The following is a 16,727-nucleotide window of genomic DNA, read 5'->3' on the forward strand; positions in this document are numbered from 1 at the left end:
CGCCACATTAGCCGAAAGCCCCCGTGCAGGAAAGCCTCAAAGCAGCGGTTTCAGGCTCGGCCAGACATTTTCCAGCAACTTGTCCTGAGCCGCCGCCGCGGGATGCAGACCATCAGCCTGCATCAGCTCGGGCACGCCGCCGACACCTTCCAGAAAGAACGGCACGAACGGCACCTTTTTCTCATCGGCCAGATGGCTATATACCTCTTTGAACGCAGTGGTGTAACGCGGCCCGTAATTGGGCGGGATCTGCATGCCGAGCAGCAACACCTTGGCACCGGCTGCCCGAGCGCTGTCGATCATCGATGAAAGGTTTTGTTGCAATTGAGCAGGCTGCTGGCCGCGCAGCCCATCGTTGCCACCCAGCTCGAGAATAACCAGCTCGGGCTTATGCTCTGCAAGCAGCGCAGGCAGACGCGCCTGGCCTCCGGCGCTGGTGTCGCCGCTGATCGATGCATTGACCACCTTGTCGTCGTATCCCTCCTTCCTGAGCCGTTGCTCCAGCAGGCTGACCCACCCCACACGGGTATCCAGGCCGAAAGCCGCACTGATACTATCCCCAACGATCAACACCGTGCCCGCCATCGCGCCCTGTGACAGCAACAGCAACCCCAGGCCAGCACTTAAAAACCACGCACGCATCGGATTCTCCATGAGTGAAAGTATTCTCAGTGCCCAAAGCCTCAGTAAAGTGGTCCCCAGCACCGAAGGTGACCTGACTATCCTGCACGAACTCTCCCTGGAACTAAACAAGGGCGACACGCTGGCAATCGTCGGCGCATCTGGTTCGGGTAAATCCACGCTACTCGGTCTGCTTGCCGGTCTGGACCTGCCCAGTGCCGGCTCGGTGATTCTTTCGGGGCGCAACCTCAGCGAGCTGGACGAAGACCAGCGCGCCAGAGTGCGCGCCGAGCACGTCGGGTTTGTATTTCAGTCGTTCCAGTTGCTCGACAGCCTGAACGCGCTGGAAAACGTCATGCTGCCGATGGAGCTGGAGGGTCGCAAGGACGCTCGCGAGAAAGCCCGCCACCTGCTGGAACGTGTAGGGCTGGGCCAACGCCTGACTCACACCCCTCGCCAGCTGTCAGGCGGCGAGCAGCAGCGAGTCGCGATTGCCCGCGCCTTTGCCGCCGACCCGGACGTGCTGTTTGCCGACGAACCCACCGGCAACCTCGACAGCCACACCGGCGAGCGCATCAGCGACTTGCTGTTCGAGCTGAACAAAGAGCGCAATACCACGCTGGTACTGGTCACTCACGATGAGCGTCTGGCCCACCGCTGCCACCGTTTGATCCGTCTTGAAGGGGGTCGAATGGTCGCCCCGCTGGAGCCTTGATGGCACGTTTGCCTTTTGCCCGACTGCTGAGCCTTGCCACCCGCCAACTGCTGCGCGACGCCCGTGCCGGTGAATTACGGGTCCTGTTCTTCGCCTTGCTGGTGGCAGTGGCGGCCAGCACCGCTATCGGTTACTTCGGCGCACGCCTGAACGGCGCAATGCTGTTGCGTGCAACCGAGTTCCTCGGCGCCGATCTGATTCTCGAAGGCTCCAGCCCCGCGCGCGCCGAGCAGATCGAGGAAGGCAAACGCCTGCAACTCAAACATGCGCAGATCGTGGTTTTTTCAAGCGTGATCGCCACTGACGCCGGTATCCAGCTGTCGAGCATCAAGGCAGTAGATGATGTGTACCCGCTGCGCGGCGAACTGAAAAGCGCACCGGACCTGTATCAGCCCGAGCAGCCCGGCAGTGGGCCGAAACCCGGCGAAGCCTGGGCCGAGGCGCGATTGTTTCCGGCTGTCGATCTGAAGGTGGGTGACGACATCGACGTCGGCTCCAAAACCTTGAAGCTGACTCGTGTGCTGACCTACGAGCCAGACCGGGCGGGCAATTTCTACAGCCTGACACCTCGGGTCATGATCAACCTGCAAGACCTGGCCGCGACCGGCGTGGTCCAGCCTGGCAGCCGGGTTACCTACCGGGAAATGTGGAGCGGGCCGCCCGAAGCGCTGGCGGCTTACCGCAAAGCGATCGAACCTGGCCTAGAGCCGCACCAGGAAATCAAGGACGCCCGTGACGGCAGTCAGCAGATTGGCGGCGCGCTGGGCAAGGCCGAACGTTATCTGAACATGGCAAGCCTGGTGGCGGTGCTGCTGGCGGGCGTTGCCGTCGCATTGTCTGCTTCCCGATTCGCTGCGCGGCGCTTCGATGCCAGCGCATTGCTTCGCTGCCTCGGCCTGTCGCGGGGCGAAACGATGGCGCTGTTCAGCCTGCAATTGGCAATCATCGGTTTGCTGGCCAGCCTGAGCGGCGCACTGCTGGGCTGGCTTGCACAGCTCGGGCTGTTCGCACTGCTGCAAAATCTGCTTCCGGCCACCGTACCTCCGGGCGGTCTTTTACCCGCGCTGGCCGGCATGGGCACCGGGCTCGTGGCACTGGCGGGCTTCGCGCTGCCGCCGCTGGCTGCCTTGGGACGTGTGCCGCCATTACGCGTATTGCGCCGGGACATGCTGCCTGTCCCTGCCAGCTCGTGGCTGGTGTATGGCGCTGCGTTATTGGCGCTGGGCCTGATCATGTGGCGCCTGAGCCTGGACCTGGTGCTGACCTTTGCCCTGCTGGGTGGTGGCGTCGTCGCTGCGCTGATACTGGGTAGCCTGCTGCTGCTTGTGCTCAACAGCCTGCGCCGCTTGCTGGCTGGGGCCTCGCTGCCGTGGCGACTGGGTCTGGGGCAACTGCTGCGTTACCCGCTGGCCGCTGCCGGGCAGTCACTGGCCTTCGGACTGATCCTGCTGTCGATGGGCTTGATCGCGCTGCTGCGTGGCGAATTGCTCGACACCTGGCAGAACCAGTTACCCAAGGATGCACCCAACTATTTTGTACTCAACGTGCTGCCGTCTGACAAAGAAAACTTCGCTCAGACCCTGAGCAAGCTGTCCACTCACTATGCCCCGCTTTATCCAGTGGTGCCTGGGCGTCTGACCAGTATCAATGGCGAACCGGTCAGCAACTTTGTCACCAAAGACTCGCGTGGCGAAAACGCCACGCGCCGTGACCTGAGCCTGACCTGGGCCGCCAATTTGCCCGAGGGCAATGCATTGACCGCCGGCACTTGGTGGAAAGACCTGCCCACCACTGGCCAGAGCGATGCAACGCCGGGTGTGTCAATCGAGACCAAGCTGGCAGAAAGCCTGAAAATCAAACTGGGCGACCGCCTGAGCCTCATTGTCGGCGGCCTGACTCGCGAAGCAGTGGTCACCAGCCTGAGGACGGTGAACTGGGATACCTTCCAGCCCAACTTCTTCATGATCTTTCAGCCAGGTACGCTGGCCGACCTGCCGACCACCTACCTGACCAGTTTTTACCTACCGCCGGGACAGGACAAACAGATCGTCGAGCTGTCGCGAACCTACCCGTCGATCAGCATTCTGGGCGTTGAAGCCCTGTTGGCGCAGGTGCGCAGCATTCTGGATCAAGTCACTCTGGCGGTGCAGTTCGTGCTGTTGTTCGTATTGGCGGCCGGCATTGCCGTGCTGTTCTCAGGGCTGCAGGCGACACTGGATGAACGCATTCGCCAGGGCGCCCTGTTGCGTGCGCTGGGTGCAGAGCGAGCGTTGCTGATCAAGTCACGACGAATCGAATTCGGTTTGCTGGGCGCTGCCAGTGGTGTGCTGGCAGCGCTGGGCTGTGAGCTGGTGAGTTTTGTACTGTATCGCTACGCCTTTTCACTGGAATGGCAGCCGCACCCATGGTTGCTGCTGTTGCCGTTGATAGGCGCGCTGCTGGTCGGTGGTGCCGGCGTATTCGGCACCCGCCGTGCGCTGAATGTCAGCCCGTTGACCGTACTGCGTGAGGGATGAGGCTGGGCCTGCGTGGGAGCCGGGCGGTTATCAAGATCGTCCCCACGCTCTGCGTGGCAATGCAGTTCGTGACGCTCCGCATAGGATGAACCATCGTGGCTTGACCAGCACCACAGAATCTCCCACTGCCCTCGGCCAAAATCATAAGCAGACTTGTGTATAAAGCCGAGCTGCGCGTGGGAATGCCCTTCCGGACCGCACAGCGTCCAGCCTCACTTCTCGTAAACGATCGAATTCACAAACCAGAGCTTCTCGCCCTCCGGGGTGTTGACCAGCACTTCATCGCCCACTTCCTTCTTCAACAAGGCGCGAGCCATAGGCGAGTCGATCGAGATGTAATCATTGCGACCATAGATCTCGTCGTAGCCCACGATACGAAACTTCTTCAGATCGCCCTCTTCATTTTCGATCTCGACCCACGCACCGAAAAACACCCGCCCTTCCTGTTCCGGCGAATACAGGACCACGCGCATGTCTTCAAGGCGCTTGCGCAGGTAGCGCACACGACGGTCGATCTCGCGCAGCAGCTTTTTGTTGTACTGATAATCCGCGTTCTCGCTGCGATCACCCAGCGACGCCGCCCAGGTAACTTTCCGGGTGATGTCGGGGCGGTGCTCTCGCCACAGATAATCGAGTTCTTTCTTCAGGGCTTCGTGCCCGTCCCTGGTGATGATCTTCGTGCTCAAGACGTTTCTCCAGCCCTGCAAAAATCAGTTCAAAGGGTGATAAACGTCACCGACGCGCTACCTCATGCTGGATACAGCCGTCGTAGTAAACCTTGCTGACCGCATCCGGTTTCAACCGTGACTCGCTGTCATACGTCTGCTCAGTGATGCGCAATGCCATGGGGCGCATCCATTGTTTGACGAACTTGCGCGCCTGCAGCTTCTGCCTTGCTCCATAGCGGGTAACGCCTGACAGTTTTGAAGCCTGCGCTCCGCCGGCAATGCTCGAACCCCAGCGACAAAGATAACGCTCGTTTTCCGTGGCGTTTCTGGCCTGAACGGAAAAAGCCAGGCCGGACAGCGCCAAGCACGCCAGAACACAATAAACCAAACGCATGCGAAGACCACCTAATCCTTTGATAAGGCGGCGATTTTGCCTGCGTGACAACATGCCGGGGGCCAGCAATATGCCTTCTATTGCCGTTGGCGACACACTTTCTCAGCCCAGCGTAATAAGCCCCTGACGAGCAATGCGCGTCAGATCACGAATAACCTGCCCGACGTCGTCCGCTCGAAGTGATTGCACCACTGCGAGGTCGAACTGGTCGTTGGCGAAATGGCTCAGAGACTGGTCGGTCTCGACAAACTGGATCAGAAACGCGCAGGAGCCACCGCGCCGACGAGGCCAGCCATCGAGATAACGCAACAGAGTGGGCTGATGGGCACCGCTCAGCAGGATTTTCGGGTTCTTGCGTGACAAGACCGTGCTGATCGGGGAAAGACGAATGAGGGGGCGCAGGTTGTTCATGGTTTTCTCAGCCTCGCAAGATCCGCTGGGCAGCGGTGAGAGGCAACACCGAACCAACGTTTTAGCGGTATTTAGACAAGACTCGAGCCTTGCCAGGCGCCCCGCAAGTAGTTGTTAAATCGGCGCTTGAGCATGCATCCTAGAGAAACGGCCACTTCGTTGTCAATCGCCATCCATGACGCTGGCCTGCAAACGCACGAGGCCCGCCAACAGGCGGGCCTCGCAAGACAAGCCTAGCCGGTTATCGCGCGATCAGGCGGTCCACCGACAGTTTTCCTGCACCCTCGATCAGAACTGCCAGAGCGCCACCGAGCAACGCCAGTGCGTACTCATAGCCGTTGTTGGCCATGAAGAACCCGTTGTGAATGTGTACGGTAAAGATCGCCACCAGCAACAGCAGGATGACTACCACCGCGGCCGGACGAGCCAGCAGCCCCAGCAGCAGCCCCAGACCGCCAAAGAACTCGGCGCTGCCAGACATCAATGCCATCAGATATCCAGGTGTCAGGCCGAGGCTTTCCATGTAATGCGCCGTGCCTTCCAGGCCGTAGCCTCCGAAAGCACCAAACAGTTTCTGACTGCCGTGGGCGATAAAAGCTATGCCGACGATGATGCGCAGAACGGTCAGGCCGTAGCCGGCGCGTGTGGTAACGATCGAGCGAATGAAGGTGTTCATGTGGATGGCTTCCGAAAGTGATCAGGCTGGAGTTCCGCCATCATAATCGAATGAACTCATGTAAAAATCATAAATAACAGCACATAAGCATCGATAAAATCGATAATCAGCGTTTTATAGAGGTCGCTTTGCTGCCTTTTTCCAGCGATTCGCGTTCACGGTCGAACGCCAGATAGTACTTGTTTACGCTGTTGACGAACGCGACCACATTCGCACCACCCTGCTCCATCGCCACACGCTCGGTCTGGAAGAACCACTGATTGGGGTTGAGCCCACGCCGCCGAGCTTCTTCGCGCATGCCTTGCACGCGCTCCGGCCCCAGGTTGTAGGCGGCCATCACAAACGCCATGCGCTCGCGCTCGTTGACCTTGTTACTGGAGAAGTATTTGCGCTGGATCAGCGCCATGTAACGCGAGCCTGCGCGGATATTGTCATCAGCGCTCTGAATATTCTGTACGCCAACGCGCTTGGCTGCCGATGGCGTGATCTGCAGCAGGCCTGTCGCACCGCCGCTGCCCTTGGCCGTCGGGTCGAGCTTCGACTCCTTGAACGCCAGCGCCGCGAGGTCCAGCCAGTCCATGCCCTGCGCATCCGCATGACGTTGCAGCATGGGTCGCAGCTGTTCAAGACGTTGCAGGTTGTTGCGCACCAGAGGGTTGTTGACCTTGAAGGTGTTTCTGTAAGCGTTCTCGAAAGCCAGGTCATGCTGAGCCGATGGCTTATAGCCCTTGAGGAAGTCATCCACACTGGCGCGCAGCAGGGTCGCGTTGTCACGCACGAACCAGCTGATGTCACCATGAGTCTGCAGGGTCAGATCCCGGTTTATACGCAGCTTGGGCATGATCCTGGCCCAGCGCTCGGCAATGGGCTGTTCGACCAGCGTCATCGGGTAGATACCGGCCTGGACCATTTCCAGTACGTCTTCGACCGCCAGAGTAGGGTCGACCCATTCGATTTTCGCCAACGGCAGCTTGCGCAGCTCCAGTTGCCGATTGACCTGATGCAGCGCCTCATCGGCCGCGCTGCCGGTGGGCAGGCTCAGCGTTCGACCGGACAACTGATCGACCCGACGCAGACTGCGCTGGCCGCGAACACTGACCAGGACCAGCGGCACGTCATGAATGATCGGGGCACTGGCCTGAATGCCTTTTGCGTCGCTGATGTCGAGCAGTTCGCCAGGCGCGATCAGATCACCCTCACCGCGCTGCAACGCACTCAGCAGTTGATTCTTGGCTTTGGGAATGACCTTGAAGGTGACCTTGCGGCCATCGCGGGCGTGACTGTTGAGATACTCTTCGAACGCTTCCAGACGATGGTATTCAACGCCTATCTCCTGCCCCTTGATGTCGCCCGAACTGTTGCGACTCTGGTTGACCAGTACCCGCAGGACTTTACTGCTGCGAATGGCCGGCAGGTCACGCACCTGGGTCTTGTGTTGCACAGCTTCCGGGCCGGTCTGGCGCGCAGACGCGTGCAGGGGCAGCAGCGGCAAAAGACACATGAAGGACACAAGCGCGGATCGAATCATTCGTTTACCCCGGGCAATGCCGGAAAAAAAACAGGAAAAAGAAAGTCTTTGCGTCACGCAGCGGCATCGAGCAGCTAAGGAATCAATGAGCGTTTGCGCCCAATATCTTGAATACCCTGCCTTTTCTTGTTGTGACCGTAGCTCTGGTATGCTCGGCGGCCTTGAGGCGGAGGTAGCACCATGCAACTCATCGACATCGGCGTCAATCTGACCAACGCAAGCTTCGCGTCCCAGCGACAGGCGGTACTCGACCGAGCCTATACCGCAGGCGTCTCGCAACTGGTGGTCACCGGCACCAGTATCGAGGGCAGTGAACAGGCCCTGCAGCTGTGTCACGACCTCGATGAACCAGCGCAACAGTTGTTCTGCACGGCGGGTATCCACCCGCACTCAGCGAGCGATTGGACCGGCGACAGCGAGAAACAGTTGCATGCGTTGCTCAACGAAAATCGCGTTCGTGCGGTAGGTGAATGCGGACTGGACTTCAACCGCGACTTCTCGCCTCGCGCCCAGCAGGAAAAAGTCCTGGAGGCACATCTGGCGATGGCCGTGGAGCTGCAACTGCCGGTGTTTCTGCATGAGCGCGACGCCAATCAGCGCCTGCTTGAAATTCTGCGCGACTATCGCGACCGTCTGCCCGCGGCAGTGGTGCATTGCTTTACGGGGGAACGCGCAGCGCTGTTCAGCTATCTGGACATGGACCTGCACATCGGCATAACTGGCTGGATCTGCGACGAGCGACGCGGCACGCATCTGCATGCGCTGGTGGGCAACATCCCTCGTGGTCGGCTGATGCTCGAGAGCGACGCGCCCTATCTGCTGCCTCGCAGCCTGCGCCCGAAACCGAAAAACGGCCGCAACGAACCCGCCTTCCTGCCCGAAGTACTGCGCGAAGTGGCCCTGCACAGGGGTGAAAGCCAGGAAGACCTGGCGCGCCACAGCACAGCGTGCGCCCGGGCATTTTTCAGCTTGCCTACAGTAGAGCCGACAGCCGGTGAAAATCTGCAGCTTTCTTGACCCGTATCAACAGGGACTTCAATGAATGAGGCACCGTGACGGCACCTTGCTGCTATTTCACACGATCATCATAGAAGACCTCACATGGGCTCATGGCTTGGCAACCTTTCACTGAAATACAAATTCTGGGCCGTCAACGCGGTCGCCTTCGTCACCACGCTGTTGCTGGTGCTGTACGCCTTGCAGGTGGAACAGCAGGCGCGCGCGGAAACCTCACGCGAAGCCGCGCAATTGCAGGCCCGCCTGCTGGCTGTGTGGCCTGCTGAAACGCCGCTGCCTGCAAGCGACACGCTGCTGATCTACAACAAAGGGCAGGCCCCCGAGCTGAACTCGATCACCCTGCCGGAACTGGCCAACGCCAGTGACTGGGTGATGCTCGACAAGCGGCTGGGCGACCGCGTGCTGAGCGGCGCTCAGATCGTCTCTGCCAGCAATGGTCAGCACCTCGCGGTTCTGGCCTTCACTCCCACCTTCCTGGAGACGCTTGAGGCTCGCTTCGCGCATTACGCCGTCGCGGTTTTCGTGTTGATGATGCTGATGCTGTGTGCGTCGCAACTGCTGATCCGCTTTCTGCTCAGCCAGCTCAATGCGCTCAAGGACGTGATGCTGAATGTCGAGAAAACCGGCGACCTGGCGGCACGTGTCGCCAACCGTAGCGATGATGAGGTCGGGCAGATGGCCAAGGCATTCAACGCGATGCAGGCCGGGTATCAGCGGGTGGTCGATACCGTTTCGCAAACTGCCGGACGTCTGGATCTGGGCACCGCCCAACTGGCGGCGGGCATGAAGGATGTGCGTCAGGGCATGCTGGGCCAGCAAAGCGAGACTGATCAAGTGGCGACCGCGATCAACGAAATGACGGCCACGGTTCATCACATCGCTCAGCACGCCAGCACCACCCGCGATCAGTCGCAGACCGCCGATGCGCTGGCAGGCAGCGGCAAGGCAGTGGTCGATCGCGTGCAGGTGTCTATTGCCGGGCTTTCCAGCGGCGTGCAGCAGACCGCCGAGATGATCCAGCGCATGGCCGAGGACAGCCAGAAGATCAATGGCGTGGTCAATGTGATCCACAGTATTGCCGAGCAGACCAACCTGCTGGCCTTGAACGCTGCCATCGAGGCGGCACGCGCCGGGGAAATGGGCCGGGGGTTTGCCGTGGTGGCCGATGAGGTGCGCAACCTGGCCAGACGGGTACAGACTTCGACCGACGAAATCACCACGATGGTCTCGACCTTGCAGAACGGCACCCGCGATGCAGTGGATTTTATGCAGGACAGCTCGTTCAAGGCGGATGAATGCGTGCAACAAGCCAAAGAGGCAGGCGAAGCGTTGGCAGCCATCGCAAGCGCTGTGGCGAAGATGCGCGAAAGCAATACGCAGATCGCCGTTGCGGCCCAGCAGCAGAGTCAGGTGGCCGAAGAAATGAATCGTGCGGTCGTGAGCATTCGCGACGTCACCGAGCGCACGGTAATCCAGACGGTGCAATCCGCCACCACCAGCGATGAACTCGCCACCCTGGCAGGCGAGCTGAATGCCGCTATCGGCCAGCTCAAGCTGTAACAGGCTATCGACGCGATAGACAGGCTTGCCTCGTCAGTCAATACACGCAGGCCTATTCTTCAGGCATTGATTGAACGATGCGTTGAAGAGGACAGCATGATGAACAAACCACTTTCCGGTGTGCAGATGAACCCATGGCGTGATACCAGCGCCGATCAGGTGCATTCGACCAGCGTGGCCCTGTACCTGATCGCCGTGCCGCTGTTCATTCTGGCGACACTGCTGATCTTGAACGGCCTGTTCTCCGAAAGCCTGTCGTCCGTCGCAATCGGCGTGATCGGGATGGTTGCGGCGCTGGCCTTCCAGCGAAAGGACGCTGCCCGGATCAGCCAAACACAGTCACGGTCTGACGACTGATCGCTATCAGCTCACCCTCCGGGCTCCACAATGCAGCAGCGGTGTGACCATAGCCGTCACGCGCGTGCTCGATGACTGCGCGATAGCTGCACCACTGTAATGTGTCGAGCACCGGCTGCGGCTGCACGAACTCGATGGTCCAGGTCAGCGAACTGCCTGGCGCCGGTTTGTTCAGATGCGGCAGCACCGCTGGCGGCCAAGTATCGACCAACGCCAGGATGTGCGCCTCGCTCACAGGCTTTGCGTGTTCTTCACGAAACCGCACATAGCCGCCGATCGCAGGTGATTGCGTATTGCTGAACGGCATGCCACCCAGCGCCCAGCGAATGTCCATGAAGCGTAGATAATCGGGCATCACGCCGCTGGCAAAAGGCAGCTCCGGACATTGATCGACAGGTTTCAGGTCTGGTGCAGGCTCGGCGGCGACGGTAATCATCGACTCGCGGGACGCACCGAAGCTGCCCTGTATCAGCGTCATCACCTGACCATTCTGCATCGCGCGGCCCAACACCTGACTGACGGCCTTGCCATGGCGCAGAATATCGACCTCGAATGAAACCGGCACACCTGGTTCGGCAGGCCCCACGAAGGTGATTGCCAGCGAGCGAATCGGTCGCCCTTCCGGCACTTGGGCACGCATGGCTTCATAGGTCAGAGCAGCCATGAGCCCACCGAAGCAGGCACGCCCCTGCGACCACTCGGCAGGAATGGTCACAGAGAGCGGGTTGTCACGGATTGCGTCGATCAGTTCAGAAAAAGTCATGGTGGTTCCACCGGCTTGAAAGGCGATTGATGATAACCATCCTCTTACTGACTGACAGGGTACATATCGGCCATTCTTGCGGCTTGATGTTGCGCCGCGCCCGCAAACAAGTAACAGGCACGTGGCGTCAGAAACACGCTTTGGCAAGTCGCTTGAGCGAGGCCTCTGCCTTGCGCTCGGCACGCACGATACCGATCTGCCAGCCGGGTATGCACGGTGCCAGATCCGGCTGTTCTCCAGCCTGAGCAAGCCACTGCAGGTGATCGTGCCAGTCACCGAGTTCGCTCTGGGCAGACTTCAGCCGGGCCTGCATGTTTTTTGGCTGATGACTGAGTTCGGGATAGGCTTCGGCGGCATAACGCACGCGCTTGATCAGCAGACGCAGGTCGTGTCGATCATGGTCCGGTTCGGCTATGGCCACACGCAGCTTGCGCCATTGTTTGTCCATGCGCTTTTCAACGGTCTTGCGCAGCCCGCGCAACTGGCCTTGGCGCTGTTGCAGGCGCAATGAGGCGGGAAAGCCATCGATCAGGCTCAGCAGCCGGCTCAGCTCACCTGATGTAGCCACCTTCGGACAGGCATCGGCCAAGTGCTGGCTGCGTTTGAAGGCGGCTTCGTTCAGCCCCTGTTCTTCCAGAAAAGAAGCCAGTACCTGCATGTCGCGCAAGGGCGTGGTCAACTGTCCTACGGCCTTGGCGGCCTCTTCCAGCGCAGCGGCAGCCGGTATTTCTCGCAAGGGCCGCAATACACTGCGCAGACGGCGCACAGTGGTGCGCAGATCATGCAACGCTTCGCTGTCTGTCGACACCGCCAGACGCGCCTGACAAGCAAGCAGCTTGACATCCAGCGCGAGTATTTCGGCGACCAGATGATTCACCATTGACGACATGCTGTTCCCCTTCGACAAAACCATTCATGAATGCCTGTCCGTGACGGCTGACAACCGCCAGGGCAGACGACGGCGCAACGTCCTCAACGCTTGTTTCAAACGACTCGCAGAGGCAAGTCGCCCGGCGTAACGTTGCGCCTGAAACTCCAGAACGAAGCCTTCGATGGCTTCGGCATGCTGCGGAAAGAACAGCGCCGCACGACTACCGAAGGCCGCTGCGCCCTCGCCTGGCATACGACGCAGACCGTGGCGAGCCAGCAAGCGTTCAAATGTGTTGAACAGACGAAGCTGCGCATCGCTCTCGCGCAGCCACGGCTTGAACAGCCACAAGGCGATCAAGCCCAGCGAAAGCAAGGTTCCCAGCACAAAAACCGGCGCCTGAAAGCCCGAAAACCAGCGCCCGAGAATGTGTAACTGTTGTTGTCCCTGATAGCCAAGCACCCAACGCTGCCACCCGTAATTGAGGCTGTCCCAGCTCAGACGCACAGCATTGACCCAAGGCACATTGCGATAACGCAACGCTGAAAGCGGCGAGTCCTGGAGGAACGCCTCGTCAGCCGCCAGTGCCTGCTCCAGCCCTTGTTCAATGCGCTGTGGCGCAACCGCAGCGGTAGGGTCGACAGTGCGCCAGCCAACACCTGGCTGCCAATACTCGACCCAGGCGTGCGCGTCGAACTGGCGCACAGTCAGATACTGCCCGTCGGGGTTAAGCTCGCCGCCTTGATAGCCGGCCACCACCCGCGCCGGAATGCCTGCCGCACGCAGCACAAACGTCATGGCCCCGGCATAGTGGGCGCAGAAGCCTTGGCGGCTGACAAACAGGAACTCATCGATACTGTCACTGCCCAGCGGGGCCGGCTTGAGGGTGTAATGGAACGGTTGATCGCTGAAGTACCCGAGCATTGCCTCGACCAGCGCATCAGGCTTGGCGTAACGGCGGCGCAGATCATCGGCCCATTGGCGGGCGCGATCGTTGCCTTTGGCAGGCAATTGCAGGTTCTGGCGCTGAACCTGCTCGTTTGGCTGCGGGTCGCGAATGCTCTGCGGCCACGAGCTGACTGCATATAACAGCGACTGCTCTACGGGACGTCTGCGTTGCAGGCGGAAATCGCTCATCTGCCTTACGTCGGGCAAGGCAGTTTCGGCCACATCAAGGCTCAACAGCCAAGGTCGGCCGCTGGCTTCCATGACGATGCTGTAGGCCAGCGGATCGCCGCGTTTCTCCCACTGCGGGATCTGCACGGTCTGGGCACGTGCTGACTGTGACCAGCGGCGTCCGTCAAACTGCTCAAGGGTCAGGCCACGCCAGTACAACTGATTACGCGCCGGTATCGGCCCGTCAAAACTGGCGCGAAACACCAGCGCAGGTGACTTGCTCAACTCGGCCATATCGCCGGGCGCCATGTTGTCGGACAGGCCGGTAACGCCCTTGTTGCTCGGCTGCGGCAATGACCATAGCGGATCCAGCCTGGGGAAGAACAGGAACAACAAGAGCATCAGCGGCACTGCCTGGGCCATCAGTTTGAAAGCCAGCTTCAACGTGTCGTATGATCTGCCCGCGAGATCGGACTGCTGCAGACCGATCAGCGCCGCCAGCAGCGCGCCGACAGGCAGTACACTGAAGAGCGCCCACAACAGATTGTCTTCAAACAGATAACCAACTGCCACGCAAAAAAAACCGAGAAAAATCAACACCCGTGCATCGCGACGATTGTTCATTTCGAGCATTTTCAGGACGAACGCTGCGACCAGCAGCGCAGCGCCCGCGTCCAGCCCGACCAGGCTGCCGCGCGCCAGGTACACGCCACCCGCAGTGCCCACCAGCAACCCCGACTTGACCCAGGTGCCAGGCAACCGCACGCGCATCCGCATGGCCTGGATTCGCCATAACGTGCAGCCCAGCCACAGGATGATGATGGAAGCGGGCACATGCAGCGCGAACGGCAACACCACCAGTGCCTGCGCCAGCAACAGCCAGACAAGACTGGCCCGGGGGATCGGCGCAATCGGCGGCGCAGCGCCTGCCTTGCCGCTCATGATCGGTAGCCGTACAGCGCCAGTGCGCGCAGGCAGGCTTCGCGGTGTGCGTCACCGCTGCCCATCGTCGAGAGGAAGCCCGGCAGTCGCAAGGCGAACGGCTGACAGCGCCGAGACAGCTCAAGTACCCAGTAACACAGCCGCGACAGCCGGTCTTCGATATTGCCGCCAAGCGCCATGAAATCCAGGCAAACGTCATGGCCGCTCAGATCGGTGAAATCCTTGACCAGCAGGCCCTGGCCTCGCGAGTACGCTTTCCAGTGCAGACGATTGCGGTTATCGCCCGGCTGGTAGACGCGAAGGCCCTGGTAATCGTCTACACCCGCGCCTTGAGTCGCATGCCCCTCATTCTCGCTATGAGGCCGACCGCCCTTGAGCAGCGGCATGGCGCCAGCCAACGGCCGGGGATATATCAACGCACTCTGCTGCAGATCCAGCCAACTCCAGGCACGGAAGATGCCCAGCGGGAACACGCTTTCGACCCGCAACCTGGGCGCATGTAGCCAGCCACGTTTTTCGGCAGGCAGCGTCAGTTCCAGAGCAGTCAAGCCGCGCGGGAGTACGTCGCCCGGCTGCAGCGCAGTGGCGGTCCAGCCCAGACCAACTGCGTGATGAGCCTGGCCGGCGCTTTCCAGCCGCAAATGCAGCTGCACCGACTCGCCAACGAACACCGGGCGTGCGACACCTGCACTGAGAATCAAACCGCTGATGTTGCGGTAGGTATGCAAGATGGCCAGCACACCCACTGACAGCAGCAAGAACGTCAGACCGTAGGACAGACTGTTCTGATAATTGATCGCCACCAGCAGCATCAGTATCAACACCAGCGCAAAGGTCATGCCGGTCCGCGTCGGCATGATGAAGATGCGCCGGTGATCAAGTGCAATTCGCGACGCCGCAGGGATGCGTTTCACCAGCCAGCGTTGCCAGAGCGGTTTGAACGGCTGGATCAAAGCGCAGGCACCTCGCGCAGCAGCCACTGCACCAGCGAACCACCGCCATGCCCGGTCGGGTCACTGCGCTCGCGCAACCGGTGTCCGACCACCGAGGGCAACACCGCCTGCACGTCTTCGGGAATCACGTAATCACGTCCCGACAACATGGCCCAGGCCCGCGCCGCTGCCAGAATCGCCAGGCTCGCCCTGGGTGACAGGCCGTAGGCAAACTGCGGCTGGCTGCGTGTTGCATCAACCAGACGCAGCACGTAATCGACCAGCGCATCACTGGCCCGCACCTGGCGTGCCTGCGCCTGAAGCTCGCCCAGCAAGGCATGATTCAGAATCGGCTGCAGACGCGGCAACAGCTCGCGGCGCGACTCGCCGAGCAGCAAGGCTTTTTCGGCGGCTCTTGCGGGGTAGCCCATGGAAATGCGCATCAGGAACCTGTCCAGCTGCGACTCGGGCAAGGCAAAGGTGCCCCCGGAGCTGAAGGGATTCTGGGTGGCGATCACGAAGAATGGATCAGGCAACAGACGGGTTGCGCCTTCGATGGACACCTGCCCCTCCTCCATGGCTTCCAGCAGGGCGCTCTGACTTTTGGGTGTGGCGCGATTGATTTCATCGGCCAGCACAAGCTCGGCGAAGATCGGCCCTGGGTGGAAGGTAAACTGCCCACTGTCCCGGTCAAACACCGAAGTGCCGAGGATGTCGCCCGGCAATAGGTCAGAGGTGAACTGAATTCGCTGATAGCTCAGGCCGAGAATTTTCGCCAGCGCATGGCTGAGGGTTGTCTTGCCCATACCCGGCAAGTCCTCGATCAGTAAATGCCCGCCGCCGATCAGGCACGTCATCGCCAGTCTTACCTGCGCTTCCTTGCCCAGCACCACCTCGTTGATGGCACTGAGGCACGCATCGAGTTTTCTACCCATCGAAAAGCCCCTTCCGGCAACTGCTTCATAATTATGGGACTGCAAGCGATGCCAAACGTCCGAACACTCTACGTTGAGAGTAGGCCGTTTCGCTAAAGTTGGAAGGGATTTGATGTGATGCTGGATACTCTGCGTCAGCTTTTGATTCTGGCCGAAGGCCGTGGGAGCGGGCTTGTCCGCGATCTGCCGGGAACTGGCAGTAGAATCAGCGGATACGGTAAATCAAGTGCAACCGGGATGGCAGATTTCAGGCCCGCCTCGCCCTCATCGCGGAAAAGTTCGCTCCCACAAAAGTCAAAAGCGCTCTGCGTCCGCGATGAAAAGTACAGCGCGGACGCAGAATCAGCCATTAACGGCCAGCGCGGGATTCGCGGATGTAGAAGCGGGCTTTCTCGGCTTTCTGAGTGCAGCCTTCGAAAGCTTCGAACTGTTGCTGGGTCTTGGCGCCGGTCAGCAGCGACAGGGCTTTGGAGTAGCTGACGGTGCCGGCGAAGCCTTCGGCCTTGGCCAGATCAAGTTCGTGCCAGGCAGCGTCTATTTCAGTCGCGCAGCTGTCGCGATACCCGGTCTTGCCGGCACAACCTGCAAGAACCAAAACGAGCAATGGCAGACAGATCAGGGCTTTCATGGGGTGTTACCTCAAGAGTAAATACGGAGTGTGCGCCTTTGACGGTCCGGCGTATCAAAAGTGCCGTGCCACAAGGGCCG

Annotated in this window: 17 protein-coding genes; 5 read left to right on the forward strand and 12 right to left on the reverse strand. The window is 60.3% G+C overall.

Annotated elements, in window-relative coordinates; all coding sequences use genetic code 11:
- Positions 1 to 36: 36 nt before the first annotated feature.
- Positions 37 to 642: an arylesterase gene (locus I9H09_RS15360; protein ID WP_005897417.1), complete on the reverse strand. Its 606-nt coding sequence runs from the start codon at positions 640 to 642 to the stop codon at positions 37 to 39.
- Between the two features lie 10 nt (positions 643 to 652).
- Here I9H09_RS15360 and I9H09_RS15365 point away from each other — a divergent pair, with 10 nt between their 5' ends.
- Both I9H09_RS15365 and I9H09_RS15370 read left to right on the forward strand, forming a co-directional pair.
- Positions 653 to 1,336 (forward strand): ABC transporter ATP-binding protein, encoded by a 684-nt coding sequence (locus I9H09_RS15365; RefSeq protein WP_054990015.1) that lies wholly within the window; start codon positions 653 to 655, stop codon positions 1,334 to 1,336.
- The gene (locus I9H09_RS15370) at positions 1,336 to 3,852 is read left to right on the forward strand and encodes an ABC transporter permease (RefSeq protein WP_122346459.1); all 2,517 of its coding nucleotides are present in this window, start codon (positions 1,336 to 1,338) and stop codon (positions 3,850 to 3,852) included. The genes I9H09_RS15365 and I9H09_RS15370 overlap by 1 nt, the downstream gene beginning before the upstream one ends.
- Before the next feature lie 212 nt (positions 3,853 to 4,064).
- Here I9H09_RS15370 and greB read toward each other — a convergent pair whose 3' ends face one another.
- The 5 genes from greB to I9H09_RS15395 all read right to left on the reverse strand — a co-directional run bounded on the left by greB (position 4,065) and on the right by I9H09_RS15395 (position 7,529).
- Positions 4,065 to 4,538, reverse strand: a complete 474-nt coding sequence (gene greB / locus I9H09_RS15375) for a transcription elongation factor GreB (protein ID WP_005886592.1) — start codon at positions 4,536 to 4,538, stop codon at positions 4,065 to 4,067.
- 46 nt (positions 4,539 to 4,584) lie between these two features.
- Entirely contained in the window at positions 4,585 to 4,914 is a 330-nt protein-coding gene (locus I9H09_RS15380) for a hypothetical protein (protein WP_005886594.1), read from the reverse strand.
- A gap of 102 nt (positions 4,915 to 5,016) precedes the next feature.
- Positions 5,017 to 5,325: a hypothetical protein gene (locus tag I9H09_RS15385; RefSeq protein WP_005886596.1), complete on the reverse strand. Its 309-nt coding sequence runs from the start codon at positions 5,323 to 5,325 to the stop codon at positions 5,017 to 5,019.
- Positions 5,326 to 5,566: 241 nt separating this feature from the next.
- Positions 5,567 to 6,001: a DoxX family protein gene (locus I9H09_RS15390; RefSeq protein WP_005886598.1), complete on the reverse strand. Its 435-nt coding sequence runs from the start codon at positions 5,999 to 6,001 to the stop codon at positions 5,567 to 5,569.
- A gap of 106 nt (positions 6,002 to 6,107) precedes the next feature.
- Positions 6,108 to 7,529: an MltF family protein gene (locus I9H09_RS15395; RefSeq protein WP_122324680.1), complete on the reverse strand. Its 1,422-nt coding sequence runs from the start codon at positions 7,527 to 7,529 to the stop codon at positions 6,108 to 6,110.
- A gap of 180 nt (positions 7,530 to 7,709) precedes the next feature.
- Between I9H09_RS15395 and I9H09_RS15400 the strand changes: the two genes are divergently transcribed.
- The 3 genes from I9H09_RS15400 (at position 7,710) to I9H09_RS15410 (ending at position 10,463) form a co-directional block, all read left to right on the forward strand.
- Positions 7,710 to 8,546, forward strand: coding sequence for a TatD family hydrolase (locus tag I9H09_RS15400; RefSeq protein WP_122324679.1), 837 nt, complete (start codon positions 7,710 to 7,712; stop codon positions 8,544 to 8,546).
- 84 nt (positions 8,547 to 8,630) lie between these two features.
- Positions 8,631 to 10,106 carry a methyl-accepting chemotaxis protein gene (locus I9H09_RS15405; protein WP_122324678.1) on the forward strand — a complete coding sequence of 492 codons (1,476 nt, stop codon included), beginning with the start codon at positions 8,631 to 8,633 and terminating at the stop codon, positions 10,104 to 10,106.
- A 99-nt stretch (positions 10,107 to 10,205) separates the two neighbouring features.
- The gene (locus tag I9H09_RS15410; protein WP_024669757.1) at positions 10,206 to 10,463 is read left to right on the forward strand and encodes a hypothetical protein; all 258 of its coding nucleotides are present in this window, start codon (positions 10,206 to 10,208) and stop codon (positions 10,461 to 10,463) included.
- Here the strand turns inward: I9H09_RS15410 and I9H09_RS15415 are convergent.
- The 6 genes from I9H09_RS15415 to I9H09_RS15440 form a co-directional block, all read right to left on the reverse strand.
- Complete coding sequence (locus tag I9H09_RS15415) at positions 10,432 to 11,226, reverse strand: acyl-CoA thioesterase (RefSeq protein ID WP_024691217.1); 795 nt, start codon at positions 11,224 to 11,226, stop codon at positions 10,432 to 10,434. The genes I9H09_RS15410 and I9H09_RS15415 overlap by 32 nt on opposite strands.
- A gap of 127 nt (positions 11,227 to 11,353) precedes the next feature.
- Entirely contained in the window at positions 11,354 to 12,106 is a 753-nt protein-coding gene (locus I9H09_RS15420) for a CHAD domain-containing protein (RefSeq protein ID WP_183130694.1), read from the reverse strand.
- Positions 12,107 to 12,139: 33 nt separating this feature from the next.
- Positions 12,140 to 14,152 carry a transglutaminase TgpA family protein gene (locus I9H09_RS15425; RefSeq protein ID WP_122346461.1) on the reverse strand — a complete coding sequence of 671 codons (2,013 nt, stop codon included), beginning with the start codon at positions 14,150 to 14,152 and terminating at the stop codon, positions 12,140 to 12,142.
- On the reverse strand, positions 14,149 to 15,132 hold the full coding sequence (locus tag I9H09_RS15430) for a DUF58 domain-containing protein (RefSeq protein ID WP_122324676.1): 984 nt from the start codon (positions 15,130 to 15,132) through the stop codon (positions 14,149 to 14,151). Before I9H09_RS15430 ends, I9H09_RS15425 begins: the two co-directional genes overlap by 4 nt.
- The gene (locus I9H09_RS15435) at positions 15,102 to 16,019 is read right to left on the reverse strand and encodes an AAA family ATPase (protein WP_024691213.1); all 918 of its coding nucleotides are present in this window, start codon (positions 16,017 to 16,019) and stop codon (positions 15,102 to 15,104) included. Before I9H09_RS15435 ends, I9H09_RS15430 begins: the two co-directional genes overlap by 31 nt.
- A 349-nt stretch (positions 16,020 to 16,368) precedes the next feature.
- On the reverse strand, positions 16,369 to 16,647 hold the full coding sequence (locus I9H09_RS15440; RefSeq protein WP_024669754.1) for a hypothetical protein: 279 nt from the start codon (positions 16,645 to 16,647) through the stop codon (positions 16,369 to 16,371).
- Positions 16,648 to 16,727 lie beyond the last annotated feature (80 nt).

Origin of the sequence: Pseudomonas tremae (genome assembly GCF_023278125.1) — a bacterium.
GTDB classification, from domain to species: domain Bacteria; phylum Pseudomonadota; class Gammaproteobacteria; order Pseudomonadales; family Pseudomonadaceae; genus Aquipseudomonas; species Aquipseudomonas tremae.